The organism is Brachybacterium halotolerans subsp. kimchii, from assembly GCF_020792675.1.
GTDB classification, from domain to species: domain Bacteria; phylum Actinomycetota; class Actinomycetes; order Actinomycetales; family Dermabacteraceae; genus Brachybacterium; species Brachybacterium halotolerans.
In genome coordinates this window covers 3,537,290-3,554,288 of the sequence record NZ_CP086254.1, presented here as the reverse complement: position 1 = coordinate 3,554,288, position 16,999 = coordinate 3,537,290, and the positions used below count along the sequence as shown (strand labels likewise).

The following is a 16,999-nucleotide window of genomic DNA, read 5'->3' as shown; positions in this document are numbered from 1 at the left end:
GCCCGCCCGCCGCGGATCCGGAGATCCGGCGGGCGGGCCCTGCCGTCTCACCAGCGGTAGTGCGCGAAGGCCTTGTTCGACTCGGCCATCTTGTGCGTGTCCTCCCGGCGCTTGACCGCGGCGCCGAGACCGTTGGACGCGTCGAGCAGCTCGTTCATGAGCCGCTCGGTCATCGTGTGCTCGCGGCGGGCGCGCGAGTAGCTGACGAGCCAGCGCAGGGCCAGCGTCGTCGAACGGCCGGGCTTGACCTCGACGGGGACCTGGTAGGTCGCACCGCCGACACGGCGCGAACGCACCTCGAGGCTGGGCTTGACGTTGTCCAGGGCCTTCTTGAGGGTCGCGACCGGGTCCTGGCCGTTCTTCTCGCGGCAGCCCTCGAGGGCGCCGTAGACGATCGACTCGGCGACGGTCTTCTTGCCGTCGAGGAGGACCTTGTTGATGAGCTGGGTGACCAGCGGGGAGCCGTAGACCGGGTCCACCACGAGCTGGCGCTTGGGAGCTGCTCCCTTACGAGGCATTACTTCTTCTCCTTCTTCGCGCCGTACCGCGAGCGGGCCTGCTGGCGACCCTTGACGCCCTGGGTGTCCAGGGAGCCGCGGACGATCTTGTAGCGGACACCCGGGAGGTCCTTCACACGGCCGCCGCGCACGAGCACGATCGAGTGCTCCTGCAGGTTGTGGCCGACGCCGGGGATGTACGCCGTCACCTCGATGCCGGTGGACAGGCGCACGCGCGCGATCTTGCGCAGCGCCGAGTTCGGCTTCTTGGGGGTCTGGGTGTAGACGCGCGTGCAGACGCCGCGGCGCTGGGGCGAACCCTTGAGCGCCGGGGTCTTCGAAGCGGAGGACTTGACCGTCCGCCCCTTGCGCACCAACTGCTGAATAGTGGGCACTTCGACTCTTCCTGTTCTGCCGACGGGAGTGTTGGTCCCCCCGGATCTCCATCTTGTGGCCGCGGATGCGGCCGGCGACCCGTCGTGCGCTCCCCTGCTTCCCGGGAGTGGGCACGGCGACCCGCGCGGACGACGTGCGCCGTCCGTGCGTCGGAGCACCGTGATCGCGCGCCGCGGACAAGGGCGGGGATGCGCCCGTCGCCCGGATTCGGGCATGCCACGAGGATCCGCTCCTCGCGGGGGACACCCGGGCGTTCGAGTCGACAGCCCGGGAGAAGTCCCGATCACGACCAGAGGGCACTCCGGACGCTCTTGACAGTCTACTGACGCCGCGTGCAGGGGGTCAAAGGACTGGGTGCCTTCGGATGCACATCACATGCCCGCCCGAGGGCGACAGCACCCGAGGACGCGGCGAGCGCACCACGGGTCTCCGTGATGCGCTCGCTGTGCGTGCGTGACGCGGGATCGCGCGCCGTGCACCCGTTCGGGCTCCGGGCGTCGGATCAGCCGATGCCGAGCTTCGAGGTGCAGCCGGGCCATGCGCCCCAGCCCTGGGCGGCCTGGACCTTCTTGGCGACCGCGATCTGCTGCGCGCGGGAGGCCTTGTCGGCCGAGGGGGCGTAGGCGCCGCCGCCGAACGCCTTCCAGGTCTGATCGGTGAACTGCAGACCGCCCTTGAAGCCGTTGCCGGTGTTGATGGACCAGTTGCCGCCGGACTCGCACTGGGCGATCGTGTCCCAGACGGAGCCGCTGGAGACCAAGGGGGCCTTCGCGCTCGAGGAGGACTTCGAGGAGCTCGTGGACTTCTTCGAGTCGGAGGAGGCCTGGGACTTCTTCTCCGAGCTCTTCGAGGACGAGGACTTCGAGGCCGAGGCGTCGACGTCGCTCGAGGAGTCGTCGGCCTTCGAGGAGGAGCTCGAGGAGTCGTCCGCGTCGCTCGAGGTCTCCTCGGGCTCGGGGGCCTTCTTGGTGCCCTCGAGGACGACCTCGTCGACCGGCTCCTTCGTGACCTTCTCGTCCAGGACCTTCGTCTTGGTGACCTCGCCGTCGACGATCGTCTCGCGGACCTTCGTCTCCTTGGTGCCCTTCTGCCCCTCGGTCTGCACCTTCGTGGTGCCCTCGGTCAGCTCGTCGGACTTCTTGGTCTTGGTCGTGAAGTCGACGGACTCCTTCTTCGTCGACTCCTTCTCGCGCACGCGCTGGACGGTGACGGTCATGCCGTCGGTCAGCTCCTCGTCGCGACCGGGCTTCGCGGTGTCGGTGTCCTCGATGTTCTTCAGGACCTCCTCCATGCCCTCGCCGACGGTGTCGGAGTAGACGGTGAAGGTCTTGTGGCCGTACTGGCCCTTGAAGGTCACGGACTTCGCGGTCTGCACCTCGACCGAGGTGCCCTCGGCGCTGAGCGAGGTCTCCGGGTCGGGGCTCACGTGCGCCTTCTTGGTGTCGACGTCGAGCTCCGCGAGGGCGTCGGCCACGGTGTCGCCGGTCGTGAGGATCTCGTGCGCCTTCCCGTCCACCGTGACGGTGACGGGGTTGCGGTGGACGACCTGGATGTCGATGCCGTCGGTGACGACGGAGTCGATGGAGGGGGTCACGAGGTCCGTCGAGCGCACGGTGACGCCCTGCGCCTCGAGGAGCGCGCCCACCGTCGGGCTGAAGGTGCGCACGGTGCTGTGCTCGCCGTACACGTCCACGCCGGCCTCGTTGGAGACCGCGTACGCGGTGCCGCCGCCGCCGGCGACCAGCAGCCCTGCCACGGCCGCAGAGATGATCCACGGAGTCTTCTTCACGTCGTCCTACCCACCTGTGTCTCGTCGATTCGTCGTGCGCTCCCCCTGGGGAAGTGCGCGACGACCGCGCGGTGGGGGTGAAGAGGACGACGGGGCCCTGGGGCCTGCCGGACCGTCCGGGATCCATGTTCCCGGGCGCGCGGGGAGTATGCGAGGGGTCTGAACGGAACTTGAGAGCGTTCGGAGCGTCCCTTTACCGGCCCATGACCGTGGGCGTCAGGCCGGTCACCCGGACGGGCCCGTCGGCGCCGCGGGACGTGGCGGGGGCCACCACAGGGAGCGGGACGCGCGGGCGGCCGGGGCACGGGACGGGGCCAGGACGACGGGCGGGGCGGGGCGCGGCGGGGCGGGCTGTGGCGGGCACGCCGAGCCACCTCCCCGTGACACGCCGCAGGGCGGCCCCACCGTGTGGTGGGACCGCCCTGCGGTGGTCTCGGGACCGGCGGGCCGACGGCGCGATCAGCGCGTCGACCCGACCGGGCTTCCTCAGCGGAAGTCGCTGCGGAAGGGATCCGAGTAGTCGATGTCGTCGAGGTTGACCGCGCCCGCGCCGTAGCCGGAGAAGTCCAGCTCGTCGTAGCCCGGCACCTGGTACATCTGCGCCTTCGCCTCGTCCGTCGGCTCGACCGAGATCCGACGGAACCGGGGAAGCCCGGTGCCGGCGGGGATCAGCTTGCCGATGATCACGTTCTCCTTGAGCCCCATGAGCTGGTCGCTCTTGCGGTTCAGGGCGGCCTCGGTGAGCACGCGGGTCGTCTCCTGGAAGGAGGCGGCCGAGAGCCACGAGTCCGTCGCGAGGGAGGCCTTCGTGATGCCCATGAGCTCGGGACGGCCGGATGCCGGCTGCCCGCCCTCGGAGAGCACACGACGGTTCTCGCGCTCGAAGGTGATGCGGTCCGCGAAGTCGCCGGGCAGCAGATCCGTGTCGCCCGACTCGATGATCGTCACGCGACGCAGCATCTGGCGCACGATGACCTCGATGTGCTTGGCGTGGATGTCCACGCCCTGGCTGATGTACACCTTCTGGACCTCGTCCACGAGGTGCTTCTGCACCGCACGGGGGCCGAGGATGCGCAGCACCTGCTTGGGATCGACCGAGCCCTGGGAGAGCTGCTGGCCGACCTCGACGTGGTCGCCGTCGGCGACCAGCAGGCTGACGCGGCGCGGCACGTTGTAGGTGACCGGGTCGGTGCCGTCGTCGGGGGTGACCGTCAGACGACGCTGCTTCTCGTTCTCCTCGATCTCCACGCGGCCCGCGGACTCGGTGATCGGCGCGAAGCCGGCCGGGGTGCGGGCCTCGAACAGCTCCTGCACACGCGGAAGACCGTGCGTGATGTCGCCGTCGGCGCTGGCCACACCACCGGTGTGGAAGGTGCGCATGGTCAGCTGCGTGCCGGGCTCGCCGATCGACTGGGCCGCGACGATGCCGACGGCCTCGCCGATGTCCACGAGCTGGCCGGTCGCGAGCGAGCGGCCGTAGCACAGGGCGCAGGTGCCGACGGCGGAGTCGCAGGTGAGCACGGAGCGCACCTTGATCTCGCGGACGCCCGCGGCGACCAGCTGGTCGATGAGCACGTCGCCCACGTCGGAGCCCGCCGGAGCGACCTCGTTGCCCTCGGGGTCGAGGGCCGCGGTCGCCAGGGTCCGCCCGTACGCCGTGGTCTCGATGTTCTCGTCGGGGACCAGCGCACCGGCCTCCTCCGCGGCGATCTGCAGGGTCAGGCCCTTGGACGTGCCGCAGTCGGACTCGCGGACGATGACGTCCTGCGAGACGTCGACCAGACGACGCGTGAGGTAGCCCGACTGGGCGGTCTTCAGCGCCGTGTCCGCGAGGCCCTTGCGCGAGCCGTGCGAGGCGATGAAGTACTCCAGGACCGAGAGCCCCTCCTTGTAGTTGGAGAGGATCGGGCGCGGGATGATCTCGCCCTTCGGGTTCGTCACCAGGCCGCGCATGCCGGCGATCTGGCGGATCTGCATCCAGTTGCCTCGAGCGCCCGAGTTCACCATCCGGTAGATGGAGTTGGTCGGGGTCTCCTCGAAGTTCTTCTGCATGGAGGCGTCGACCTCGTTGGTCGCCTTGGACCAGACGTCGATCAGCTCGGCGTTGCGCTCCGCCTCGGAGACCAGACCGAGGTCGCGGTTCTCCTGGATGCGGGCGGCCTGGTCCTCGTACTTCGAGAGGATCTCCTGCTTGTCCTCCGGCGCGATGACGTCGGAGAAGGCGAAGGAGACGCCGCTGCGGGTCGACCACGAGAAGCCGTAGGACTTGAGCGCGTCGAGCGACGCGGCGACCTGCCCCTTCTCGTAGCGCTCGGCGAGCTCGTTGACGATCCCGCCCAGGCGCTTCTTGCCGACCTGGCCCTCCACGTAGGGGAAGTCCACGGGCAGGGTCTCGTTGAAGTAGACCGTGCCGAGCGTGGTCTCGAGCGTGATCGGGTCACCCTCGGTCCAGTCCTCGGGGGCCTCCCAGCCGCGCGGCGGCACGACGTCCTCGAAGCGGATGCGCACCGGGGCGTTGAGCTCGAGGTCGCCGGCGTCGTTCGCCATGATCGCCTCGGCGATCGAGGAGAAGCTGCGGCCGGCGCCCTTCGCGTCCTCGCGGACCGTCGTGAGGTGGTACAGACCGATGATCATGTCCTGCGCGGGCATGGTCACCGGACGGCCGTCCGACGGCTTGAGGATGTTGTTGCTCGAGAGCATGAGGATGCGGGCCTCGGCCTGCGCCTCGGCGCTCAGGGGCAGGTGGACCGCCATCTGGTCGCCGTCGAAGTCCGCGTTGAAGGCGGCGCACACGAGCGGGTGCAGGTGGATGGCCTTGCCCTCGACGAGCTGCGGCTCGAAGGCCTGGATGCCCAGACGGTGCAGGGTGGGCGCACGGTTCAGCAGCACCGGGTGCTCGGTGATGACCTCCTCGAGCACGTCCCAGACCTCGGGGCGCGCACGCTCGACCATCCGCTTGGCGGCCTTCACGTTCTGCGCGTGGGAGAGGTCCACGAGCCGCTTCATGACGAAGGGCTTGAACAGCTCGAGCGCCATGCCCTTGGGCAGACCGCACTGGTGCAGGTGGAGCTGCGGACCGTTCACGATGACCGAGCGGCCCGAGTAGTCCACGCGCTTGCCCAGCAGGTTCTGGCGGAAGCGGCCCTGCTTGCCCTTGAGCATGTCGGAGAGCGACTTCAGCGGACGGTTGCCCGGGCCGGTCACCGGACGCCCGCGGCGGCCGTTGTCGAACAGCGAGTCGACGGACTCCTGCAGCATGCGCTTCTCGTTGTTCACGATGATCTCGGGCGCACCGAGATCGAGCAGCCGCTTGAGGCGGTTGTTGCGGTTGATCACGCGGCGGTACAGGTCGTTGAGGTCGGAGGTCGCGAAGCGGCCGCCGTCCAGCTGCACCATCGGACGCAGATCCGGGGGGATCACCGGGACGCAGTCGAGCACCATGCCCTCGGGCGAGTTGGTGGTGGACCGGAACGCGGTGACGACCTTGAGGCGCTTGAGCGCGCGGGCCTTCTTCTGGCCCTTGCCGGTGGCGATGACCTCGCGCAGGGTGGCGGCCTCGGCCTCGAGGTCGAAGTCGCGCAGACGCTGCTGGATCGCCTCGGCGCCCATGCCGCCTTCGAAGTACGTGCCGTAGCGCAGCTTCATGGCGCGGTACAGCTGCTCGTCGCCCTCGAGGTCGGCGACCTTGAGGCTCTTGAAGCGGTCCCAGATCGCGGTGACGCGGGCGATCTCGGCGTCGTACTTCTTGCGGATCTGCGCCTGCTCGCGCTCGGAGGAGTCGCGGACCTTGCGCTTCGCGTCGGCCTTGGCACCCTCCTCCTCGAGCTTGGCGAGGTCCTGCTCGGCGGAGACGGCGCGGTCGTTGATGGCCGCGTCGCGCTCGTTCTCGAGCTCCTTGACCTCGAGGTCGTAGCGGGCCTGCAGATCGGGCAGGTCCTCGTGGCGGGCATCCTCGTCGACCGCGGTGATCATGTACGCGGCGAAGTAGATGACCTTCTCGAGGTCCTTGGGGGCCAGGTCCAGCAGGTAGCCGAGGCGGCTCGGCACGCCCTTGAAGTACCAGATGTGGGTCACCGGGGCGGCGAGCTCCACGTGGCCCATGCGCTCACGGCGCACGGAGGACTTGGTGACCTCCACGCCGCAGCGCTCGCAGACGATGCCCTTGAAGCGGACGCGCTTGTACTTCCCGCAGTAGCACTCCCAGTCCCGGGTGGGACCGAAGATGCGCTCGCAGAACAGGCCGTCCATCTCGGGCTTGAGGGTGCGGTAGTTGATGGTCTCGGGCTTCTTGACCTCGCCATGGGACCAGGTGCGGATATCGTCCGCGGTCGCGAGGCCGATGCGCAGCTCGTCGAAGGTGTTGACGTCGAGCACAGGTGTCCTTCTCTCGAATCTGAAGTCGGGTCGAATCGCTGTCTGAGGGTCGGGGGCGGGCCCGGGGGGGGGCGGCCTGTGCGGCCGCGCTCCCCCGGGCTCGGGCCTCAGACCTCTTCGATGGAGCCGACGCCCTCGTGGGGACGGCGGGACAGGTCGATGCCGAGCTCCTCCGCGGCCCGGAACACCTCCTCGTCGTTCTCCTGCACCTCCTGGGCGGTGCCGTCGCTGGACAGCACCTCCACGTTCAGGCACAGGGACTGCATCTCCTTGAGGAGCACGCGGAAGGACTCCGGGATGCCCGGCTCGGGGACGTTCTCGCCCTTGACGATGGACTCGTAGACCTTCACACGGCCGGGGATGTCGTCCGACTTGATGGTCAGGAGCTCCTGGAGGGCGTAGGCGGCGCCGTACGCCTCCATCGCCCAGACCTCCATCTCGCCGAAGCGCTGGCCGCCGAACTGGGCCTTACCGCCCAGCGGCTGCTGCGTGATCATCGAGTAGGGGCCGGTCGAACGGGCGTGCAGCTTGTCGTCGACCAGGTGGTGGAGCTTCAGGATGTACATGTAGCCCACGGAGATCGGCTTCGGGAACGGCTCGCCGGAGCGGCCGTCGAACAGCTGCGCCTTGCCGTCCTCCTTGACCATCCGCTCGCCGTCCCGGTTCGGGGTGTGGTTCGCGATCAGGCCCTCGAGCTCGGTGCCGGACAGGCCGTCGAACACCGGCACGGCGACGGGGGTGCCCGGCTCGCCGGTCAGCGCCGCGTCGGGCAGGTCCTTGGCGGCGTCGGACTTCGGGTCCAGCGACCAGCCGTTCTTCGCGACCCACCCCAGGTGGACCTCCATCACCTGGCCGATGTTCATGCGACCGGGCACGCCCATCGGGTTGAGGATGATGTCGACCGGGGTGCCGTCCTCGAGGAAGGGCATGTCCTCCACGGGCAGGATCTTGGCGATGACGCCCTTGTTGCCGTGGCGGCCGGAGAGCTTGTCGCCGTCGGTGATCTTGCGCTTCTGGGCCACGTACACGCGGACCATCTCGTTGACGCCGGTGGGCAGGATCTCGGACTCGTCCTCCTCGGTGAACACCCGGACGCCGATGACGGTGCCGGACTCGCCGTGGGGGACGCGCAGCGAGGTATCGCGCACCTCGCGGGCCTTCTCGCCGAAGATCGCGCGCAGCAGGCGCTCCTCGGGGGTCAGCTCGGTCTCGCCCTTCGGGGTCACCTTGCCGACCAGGATGTCCCCGGCCTCGACCTCGGCGCCGATGCGGATGATGCCGCGCTCGTCGAGGTCCGCCAGGACGTCGTCGCCGACGTTGGGGATGTCGCGGGTGATCTCCTCGCGGCCGAGCTTGGTGTCGCGGGCGTCGACCTCGTGCTCCTCGATGTGGATCGAGGTGAGGACGTCGTCCTGGACCATGCGCGAGGACAGGATGATGCCGTCCTCGTAGTTGTGGCCCTCCCACGACATGAACGCGACCAGGAGGTTCTTGCCGAGCGCGAGCTCGCCCTCCTCCGTCGACGGGCCGTCGGCCAGGACCGAGCCGGCCTCGACGCGGTCGCCCTCGTTCCACAGCACGCGGTGGTTGTAGCAGTTGCCCGCGTTGGAGCGGTCGAACTTCCCGATCGGGTAGGTCTGACGGGTGCCGTCGTCGGCCATGACCGAGATGAGGTCGGCCGAGAGGTCCTCGATCACACCGGGCTTCTCGGCGACGATCACATCGCCCGCGTCGACCGCGGCGCGACGCTCCATGCCGGTGCCGACCAGCGGCATCTCCGTGCGCATGAGCGGCACGGCCTGGCGCTGCATGTTCGAGCCCATGAGGGCGCGGTTCGCGTCGTCGTGCTCGAGGAACGGGATCATGGCGGTCGCGACCGACACCATCTGGCGGGCCGAGACGTCCATGTAGTCCACCTCGTCGGCGGGGACGAGCTCGGGCTCGCCGCCGGTGAGGCGCGAGAGCACGGTCTCCTCGACGAAGGTGCCGTCCTCGTTCAGCGGGGCGTTGGCCTGCGCGATGACGTGGCGGTCCTCGTCGTCGGCCGTCAGGTAGACGATCTCGTCGGTGACCTCGCCCTTCGTGACCTTGCGGTACGGGGTCTCGACGAAGCCGAACGGGTTGATGCGCGCGAAGGTCGCGAGCGAGCCGATGAGGCCGATGTTCGGGCCCTCAGGGGTCTCGATCGGGCACATGCGGCCGTAGTGGCTCGGGTGGACGTCGCGGACCTCCATGCCCGCGCGGTCGCGCGAGAGGCCGCCCGGGCCCAGCGCCGAGAGACGGCGCTTGTGGGTCAGGCCCGACAGCGGGTTGTTCTGGTCCATGAACTGCGAGAGCTGCGAGGTGCCGAAGAACTCCTTGATCGCCGCCGTCACCGGGCGGATGTTGATCAGGGTCAGCGGGGTGATCGCCTCGACGTCCTGCGTGGTCATGCGCTCGCGCACGACGCGCTCCATGCGCGAGAGGCCGGTGCGGACCTGGTTCTGGATCAGCTCGCCCACCGCGCGGATGCGACGGTTGCCGAAGTGGTCGATGTCGTCGGTCTCGACCCGGAGGGTCTTGCCGTCGGCGCTCGTGGTCTCGGCGAGGCCGTCGTGCAGCGTCACCAGGTACTTGATGGTCGCGACGATGTCCTCGAGGGTCAGTGTGGACTGCGAGAGCGGGGCCTCGACGCCGAGCTTCTTGCCGATCTTGTAGCGGCCGACCTTCGCGAGGTCGTAGCGCTTGTCGTTGAAGTAGAGGTTGTTGAGCATCGCCTCGCCGGCGTCGCGCGTGGGCGGCTCGCCCGGGCGCTGCTTGCGGTAGATGTCCAGCAGGGCCTCATCCTGCGAGGTCGTGCGGTCCTTCTCGAGGGTCGAGCGCATGGACTCGAACTCGCCGAACTCGTCGAGGATCTCGCTCTGGGACATGCCGAGCGCCTGCAGCAGCGTCGTCACGGACTGCTTGCGCTTGCGGTCGATGCGCACGCCGACCTGATCTCGCTTGTCGACCTCGAACTCGAGCCAGGCGCCGCGCGAGGGGATCATCTTCGCGCCGAAGATGTGCTTGTCGCTGGTCTTGTCGACGCTCTCGTCGAAGTAGACGCCGGGCGAGCGCACGAGCTGCGAGACGACCACGCGCTCGGTGCCGTTGATGATGAAGGTGCCCTTGTCGGTCATGAGCGGGAAGTCACCCATGAAGACCGTCTGGGTCTTGATCTCGCCGGTCTCGTTGTTCATGAACTCGGCGATCACGTACAGCGGAGCGGAGTAGGTGAGGTCCTTCTCCTTGCACTCCTCGACCGTGTACTTCGGGTCGTCGAAGGTGTGGTCGCGGAAGGACAGCGCCATGTTGCCGGCGAAGTCCTCGATCGGGGAGATCTCCTCGAAGATGTCGGACAGACCGGAGGTCTGCGGGACGTCCTCGCGTCCCGCTGACGCCGCCTCGGCGGCGCGCTCCTGCCAGCGCTCGTTGCCGAGCAGCCAGTCGAAGGAGGTGGTCTGGAGGCTCAGCAGGTCGGGGACCTGGAGCGGATCGCCGAGCTTGGCGAAGGTGACGCGCGGCGACGCCGTGCGCAGGGCGATGTCAGGGGTTCGATCGGTGCTCGAGGCAGCCAAGGGTGGTCCTTCCACAGGCCGGTGACAGTGGACCGCGCGGCGGCGTCCTCCCAGGTCGAGCAGAGGGTCAGCGGCTCTGCGCCTCGCATGGACCCAGCGGTGCCCGCAGGGGCTCCAGGGGGTTCGGCGGGCTGACGATCGAAGACGACACAGCGCAAAGAGAGAGCATACAGAAGATCACGGATGGACGCAACACCGCGAGCGCGGAGGGTCCATCCGCGTCGACCGCCATATGCCTGGCGCGGAGGGCGGAGCCTCCTGTCTGGTTCTCGTCACCCGGCGCCTCGCAGCGTCGGGCCCCAGCGGCGGGGCGGGCACGGGGCCCGGCCTCTCACGTCGCACCATCGGTGCGGTATCGCCGACGGGAGCAGTCGACAGGAACAGCTCTCGATCAGGGAACAGAATGCGCCGTGCTCGCCCGCGAGTCAAGCAGGCGCGCAGGATGCACAGCTGCGTCGGCCCCGGCGGGAGCGGGTGCCGCGTCACAGCCGCGCGCGCTGCGGCGCGGTCGCGCGGGGCCCTCGCGCTCAGATCCAGCGGGCGCGGCGCATGAGGATCCCGACCGCGAGCGTGGGCACCAGCACGAGCACGGCCGCGATCGCGAGCCCCACCGGCGACCCGAAGCCCGGGTAGGGCACGTTGATCCCGAACCATCCCGTGACCAGCGTGGGGATCGACACCACCGCGGCCCAGCCGGCGAGCTTGCGCATCACCACGTTGAGGTGCTGGTCCTGGAGCGCGAGATGGGTCTGGACGACCGAGGTGAGGGTCTCGTGCTGCGAGTCGAGCCATTCCTCGGTGCGCGCCGCGTGGTCCGCGAGCTCCGCGTGGAGCGAGCGCAGCTCGAGGGTCCCGTCGAGGCCCTCGGGCCGATCGGACGACGAGGCCTGCGCGGCGCCGTGCGCGGTGTCCGCGCTCCCCCGCCCGTCGTCCGTCCCGGGTCGCAGGCGGTCGATCACCGACGCCATCGGCTGGATCCATCGCCGCAGGCGCGTCAGCTCTCCCCGCAGCGCCGCGGCGACGTTCTCGATCCCCGCGCTCCGGCCCGCCGCCTCGAAGACGTCGTCCTCCAGGTCGTCCAGACGGTCGTCCATCCACTGCGCCGCCCAGAACTGCGCATCGACCACCGCGTCGAGCACGAGGTGGGCGAGGCCCGAGGCGCCCAGCGGCGCCCCTTCGTCATGGGCCCAGTCCTCGCGCACGGGGGCGAGGTCGAAGGCGTCGTCGGAGCGGACGGTGACCACTCCCCCGGGATGCACGAATCCGGCGATCCGCGTCGCGCGGAACTGGTCCTCCCCTCGCCGCGGCTGGGGCGCGTCCTCCTTGGGCGCCTCCGGGTCCTCTCCGCGGGCGGCGCGGACGGCCTCGCCGACGGGGACGGGCGCATACACGACGAAGGCGAGATGATCCGTGCGGTGCACGGCCTTGGCCCGTGCATGCCGACCGAGGATGCCCTCGATCTCGGTGCCGCGCAGGCCCAGGGCCTCGGCGACCTCGGCCACGTCTCCCCCGTCGGGGCCGTCGTCCTGCACGAGGTCGAGCCAGAGGGTCGGACCGCCCCTCCGCGAGAGGCGCGAGCGGAGGTCCTCCAGCGGGACCTCGACCTCGGACAGGGACCACCCGTCGTCGGTCGTGCCGGACAGGGACAGGCAGCGCACGGTGGTCATGGGCCCATCCTGCCCGCGTCCGGGCATGCGCAAGGGCCGCCCCGCCGAAGCGGGACGGCCCTTGCCAGCAGATGTGCGCCGTGGGCGTCAGGACGAGGATCCGGACTCAGTCCGTCTCCGGGGTCGAGCGCCCGGGCGCCGTCATCACTTGACGGTGACGGAGGCGCCAGCGCCCTCGAGCTGCTCCTTGGCCTTCTCGGCGGCGTCCTTGGTCGCCTTCTCGAGAACCGGCTTGGGGGCGCCGTCGACGAGGTCCTTGGCCTCCTTCAGGCCGAGACCGGTCAGAGCGCGCACCTCCTTGATGACGGCGATCTTCGCGGAGCCGGCGCCCTCGAGGATGACGTCGAACTCGTCCTTCTCCTCCTCGGCGGGGGCGTCGCCACCGGCGGCGCCGCCGGCGGCGGCGACGGCCACGGGGGCCGCGGCGGTGACGTCGAAGATCTCCTCGAACTGCTTCACGAACTCGGAGAGCTCGATGAGGGACATCTCCTTGAAAGCCTCGATGAGCTCGTCGTTGCTGAGCTTCGCCATGATGGGCGTTCCTTCCTGTTCAGGAGCCGTGGGGCTCCGTGCGTGGGGCGGCGCTCTCGCGCCTGGTCAAGCGGACCTCCGCCGATGCGGCCGACGGGAGGTCGAGGTCAGCGCCGACGCGCTGAGGTGTGCGATGCCGAGGGCATGAGCCGTGGGGCTCAGGCCTCCTGCTTCGCACGCAGCGCGTCCACAGTGCGCGCCGCCTTCGACAGCGGCGCCTGGAACACAGCAGCGGCCTTGGACAGGTTCGCCTTGAAGGCGCCTGCTGCCTTGGCCAGCAGCACCTCGCGGGACTCGAGGTCCGCGAGGGTCTTCACGTCGTCCTCCGAGAGGGCCTTGCCCTCGAAGTAACCGGACTTGACGATGAGATTCTCGTTGCCCTTGGCGAAGTCACGCAGGGCCTTGGCCGGAGCGACCGGCTCACCCTTGATGAAGGCGATGGCGGTGGGGCCGGCCAGCTTGCCCTCGAACGCGTCGATGCCGGCCTCGCGGGCGGCGATCTCCGTGAGCGTGTTCTTCACCACGGCGTAGGTGGTGTCAGCACCCAGCGAGCGGCGCAGCTGCTGGAGCTGCGTGACGCTGAGGCCGCGATACTCGGTGAGAACGGCGGCGTCGGACTCACGGAACAGCTGCGTGAGCTCGGCGACGGCGTCCACCTTCTCGGGCTTCGCCATGGCCCTCCTTCCAGAGGTCTCGGGCCGACGGCTGAAGGGCCCGCCCGACGGGTCCGCCCGGGGGCGGACCGATCTGCAGCGGACACGGAAAAGGCCTCGACACGCAGGTGTCGAGGCCCGGACGCACTCGGCTCGCACAGCGCGGCCTGCGGGAGGATTGGGATCCTCCGCTGCCGCACCCGGTCTCCCGGGGCGCGAGCGACCGTGCAGCGGTCGTTCGGTTCACCTGCGCAGGCCGTCCCCGTGGGGATTCCTTCGGTCGAGCCCGGTGGCGGGCACGACGACCGGCGGTCTTCGGTAGTCCCAGGGTAGCCGAGTCGCGTGCGGCGGCGCCATCCGGTGGGCGGCGACCTCGCTCACATCCGCGGCGCTGCCCGCCGTGCTCCTCCCTGCCCTGCCCCTTTCCGCCCGAGCTCGCCCCGGCACGCGGAAGCCCCCGCGCCGACGGATCGGTGCGGGGGCTTCGGGGCGCGTCCCGCGCGGGCTCAGGGCCCGGTGCGGGACGGCGTCGAGGGACGACGGGGCTCAGGCGGCCTCGTCGGTGTCCTCGGTGAGGTTGCGCGTGCGGTTCACGTCGACCGGGACGCCCGGGCCCATGGTGGTGGACACGGTGATCTTGCTGATGTAGCGGCCCTTCGAGGAGGACGGCTTCAGTCGCAGGATCTCCTCGAGCGCTGCCACGTAGTTCTCGGTGAGCTGCGCATCGGAGAAGGAGACCTTCCCGATGATGAAGTGCAGGTTCGCCGCACGGTCCACGCGGAACTCGATCTTGCCGCCCTTGATGTCGGACACGGCCTTGGCGGTGTCCATCGTGACGGTGCCGGTCTTCGGGTTCGGCATGAGGCCGCGGGGGCCGAGCACGCGGCCCAGCTTGCCCACCTTGCCCATGAGATTCGGCGTGGCCACGGCCGCGTCGAAATCGGTCCAGCCGCCGGCGACCTTCTCGACGAGGTCGTCGTCGCCGACCTCATCGGCGCCCGCTGCCAGAGCGGCCTCGGCCTGCGCGCCCGTCGCGAAGACGATCACGCGGGCGGTCTTGCCGGTGCCGTTGGGCAGGTTGACGGTGCCGCGCACCATCTGGTCGGCCTGGCGGGGATCCACACCCAGGCGCATGGCGACCTCGACGGAGGCGTCGAACTTCGCCGGGGAGGTCTTCTGCGCCAGACGGATCGCGTCCAGCGGCGAGTAGAAGCGGCCCTCGTCGATCTTGGCCGCTGCGTCCTTGTACGACTTGCTCTTGAATGCCATCGTGATCAGCCCTCCACCGTGATGCCCATGGACCGAGCGGTCCCGGCCACGATCTTCGCGGCCGCGTCGATGTCGTTCGCGTTCAGGTCCGGCATCTTCGTCTCCGCGATCTCGCGGACCTGGTCCATCGAGATCTTGCCGACCTTGTCGGTGTGCGGGGTCGCAGAGCCCTTCTGCAGACCGGCGGCCTTCTTGATCAGCTCGGCGGCCGGCGGCGTCTTGGTCACGAACGTGAACGAGCGGTCCTCGTACACGGTGATCTCGACCGGGATGATGTTGCCGCGCTGGTCGGCCGTCCGGTCGTTGTACGCCTTGACGAACTCCATCATGTTCACGCCGGCAGCGCCGAGCGCGGGACCCACGGGCGGCGCAGGGGTGGCCTGGCCGGCCTGGATCTGGAGCTTGATGATGCTCGCGATCTTCTTCTTGGGAGCCATTGCTCTTCCTTCTGTGGTCGTGGTCCGGGCGGAGCTCATCAAGCTCCTCCCACCTGCGGCTCCCCGGACGGGCCGGGGGCCGGCGGCATCCCGGCGGACCGGGCTGCCTGCGGCGTCCCGACGGGTCAGGACGCCGATGGCGCGTGACTCGAGCGCGGGGCTCGAGGGGCTGCGCCGAGCCGGACTCGGATCAGATCTTGGCGACCTGGTCGAAGGCCAGCTCCACCGGGGTCTCGCGTCCGAAGATGGACACGAGGACCTGGAGCTTCTGGTGCTCGCCGTCGATCTCGGAGATCGTGGCGGGCATGGTCTCGAACGGACCGTCCATGACGGTCACGGACTCGCCGACGGCGAAGGCGGGGACCTTCTGCGCGGCGGCGCGCGAGGAGCCGCCCGCGGAGGGGGCGCGCTTCTTCTCGGGCAGGCCGATGCTGGGCTCGAGCAGCGAGAAGATCTCGTCGAAGGTCAGCGGGGTCGGGTCGGTCGCGTTGCCCACGAAGCCGGTGACTCCGGGGGTGTCGCGCACGACCCGCCAGGACTCGTCGGTCAGGTCCATGCGCACGAGCACGTACCCGGGGACCCGCACGCGGCGGACGACCTTCTTCTGGCCGTTCTTGATCTCGGTCGCATCCTCCATGGGGACCTCGATCTGGAAGATGAAGTCCTCCATGTTCTGGGTCTCGATGCGGGTCGTGAGCTGCGTCTTCACACGGTTCTCGTGACCGGAGTAGGAGTGGACGACGTACCACTCGCCCAGGGCGGAGCGCAGCTGGCGCTTGAGCGCGGCGATCTGCTCCTCGGCGCTGGGGCCCTCGTCGGAGTCCTCCGTGCCCTCGGCGGCGTCGGCCGCGGCGGGAGCGGACGCGTCCTCGGACGAGGCCTCGTCGTCGGAGGAGGTCTCGTCGTCCGAGGAAGTCTCGTCGTCCGCGGTCCCGTCGGCCGGAGCCTCGTCGGCAGCGCTCTCGGCGCCGGCGTCCTCGGTGCTCTGCTCGCCCTCGGCGGATGCGGCGGCGTCCTCGCCGTCGGCGGCCTCGGGGGTCGCGGAGTCATCGGGACGGCCGGACTCGGGGGACGCGGAGAACGCGAGAGAGGAGTCGACGCCCTCGTAGGTGTCCTCGAAGGAGTCGGACTGGTCGTTCGCCACCGTGAACCTGCTTTCCTACCGGCTGTGGATCGGGTCGGGCGCTTCGGCCCCGCACGCGCTCGGCGCGGACTCAGAGCCCGGAGTCGGGGACCACGAAGGTGATCCGGGACAGCCAGCCGAAGACGAAATCGAGGCCGAACACCAGAAGGATCATCACGAAGACGAACATGAGGACGGTCACCGCGTACACGGCGAGCTCCTTGCGCGTCGGGATGACGACCTTCTTGAGCTCAGCGATGACCTGGCGGACGAACAGGCCGATCGCCACGAACGGGTTCCTGGACCCGTCGTCCTTGCGACGCCCCTCGTGGGGAGTCGCCGGGGAGGTGTGGCTGGAGCTCACTCTGGTCTGTCCGATCTCGTCGGGTGCATCCGCGTCCGTCCGGACGTCTGGTCCGATCGGACGAGCAGGGCAGACAGGACTCGAACCTGCAACCTGCGGTTTTGGAGACCGCTGCGCTACCAATTGCGCCACTGCCCTTCGCAGGATCTCTCCTGCGAGGTCCTCCCCCGCGGGGTGGTTCCGGGCGGCGCGAGTCCGCCGGGCCGTGAGGACCGACGAACAGCATACCCATGACCCGGCGCACGGGCGAATCCCCCGCGTCCCGGATCACACCGCGGACCAGCACGGGCGCGCGCCGCGGCC

The 16,999-nt window shown here is 69.6% G+C and carries 12 protein-coding genes and 1 tRNA gene; all 13 read right to left on the bottom strand.

Annotated elements, in window-relative coordinates:
* Nucleotides 1-47 precede the first annotated feature (47 nt).
* Entirely contained in the window at nucleotides 48-518 is a 471-nt protein-coding gene (rpsG, locus tag Bra3105_RS15850) for a 30S ribosomal protein S7 (RefSeq protein WP_109274669.1), read from the bottom strand.
* A complete protein-coding gene (gene rpsL, locus Bra3105_RS15845) occupies nucleotides 518-892 on the bottom strand; it encodes a 30S ribosomal protein S12 (protein ID WP_152351771.1) in 375 nt (124 codons plus the stop codon). The genes rpsG and rpsL overlap by 1 nt, the downstream gene beginning before the upstream one ends.
* 503 nt (nucleotides 893-1,395) lie before the next feature.
* Nucleotides 1,396-2,682, bottom strand: coding sequence for a resuscitation-promoting factor (locus tag Bra3105_RS18585; protein WP_323188828.1), 1,287 nt, complete (start codon nucleotides 2,680-2,682; stop codon nucleotides 1,396-1,398).
* Between the two features lie 486 nt (nucleotides 2,683-3,168).
* Nucleotides 3,169-7,056, bottom strand: coding sequence for a DNA-directed RNA polymerase subunit beta' (locus Bra3105_RS15830; RefSeq protein WP_228357665.1), 3,888 nt, complete (start codon nucleotides 7,054-7,056; stop codon nucleotides 3,169-3,171).
* Nucleotides 7,057-7,163: 107 nt separating this feature from the next.
* Nucleotides 7,164-10,652 carry a DNA-directed RNA polymerase subunit beta gene (rpoB, locus tag Bra3105_RS15825; protein ID WP_228357664.1) on the bottom strand — a complete coding sequence of 1,163 codons (3,489 nt, stop codon included), beginning with the start codon at nucleotides 10,650-10,652 and terminating at the stop codon, nucleotides 7,164-7,166.
* A 527-nt stretch (nucleotides 10,653-11,179) separates the two neighbouring features.
* Complete coding sequence (locus Bra3105_RS15820; protein WP_228357663.1) at nucleotides 11,180-12,319, bottom strand: CorA family divalent cation transporter; 1,140 nt, start codon at nucleotides 12,317-12,319, stop codon at nucleotides 11,180-11,182.
* Between the two features lie 144 nt (nucleotides 12,320-12,463).
* Nucleotides 12,464-12,850: a 50S ribosomal protein L7/L12 gene (rplL, locus tag Bra3105_RS15815; RefSeq protein WP_200501880.1), complete on the bottom strand. Its 387-nt coding sequence runs from the start codon at nucleotides 12,848-12,850 to the stop codon at nucleotides 12,464-12,466.
* 158 nt (nucleotides 12,851-13,008) lie between these two features.
* On the bottom strand, nucleotides 13,009-13,524 hold the full coding sequence (gene rplJ / locus Bra3105_RS15810; protein WP_228357662.1) for a 50S ribosomal protein L10: 516 nt from the start codon (nucleotides 13,522-13,524) through the stop codon (nucleotides 13,009-13,011).
* Between the two features lie 525 nt (nucleotides 13,525-14,049).
* Nucleotides 14,050-14,772, bottom strand: coding sequence for a 50S ribosomal protein L1 (rplA, locus tag Bra3105_RS15805; RefSeq protein WP_200501882.1), 723 nt, complete (start codon nucleotides 14,770-14,772; stop codon nucleotides 14,050-14,052).
* A gap of 5 nt (nucleotides 14,773-14,777) precedes the next feature.
* Complete coding sequence (rplK, locus tag Bra3105_RS15800) at nucleotides 14,778-15,209, bottom strand: 50S ribosomal protein L11 (RefSeq protein ID WP_152351763.1); 432 nt, start codon at nucleotides 15,207-15,209, stop codon at nucleotides 14,778-14,780.
* A 190-nt stretch (nucleotides 15,210-15,399) separates the two neighbouring features.
* Complete coding sequence (gene nusG, locus Bra3105_RS15795; RefSeq protein WP_228357661.1) at nucleotides 15,400-16,353, bottom strand: transcription termination/antitermination protein NusG; 954 nt, start codon at nucleotides 16,351-16,353, stop codon at nucleotides 15,400-15,402.
* A 70-nt stretch (nucleotides 16,354-16,423) separates the two neighbouring features.
* Nucleotides 16,424-16,696, bottom strand: coding sequence for a preprotein translocase subunit SecE (gene secE, locus Bra3105_RS15790; protein WP_193636171.1), 273 nt, complete (start codon nucleotides 16,694-16,696; stop codon nucleotides 16,424-16,426).
* Nucleotides 16,697-16,761: 65 nt separating this feature from the next.
* Nucleotides 16,762-16,834: transfer RNA gene (locus Bra3105_RS15785), tRNA-Trp, on the bottom strand.
* Nucleotides 16,835-16,999 lie beyond the last annotated feature (165 nt).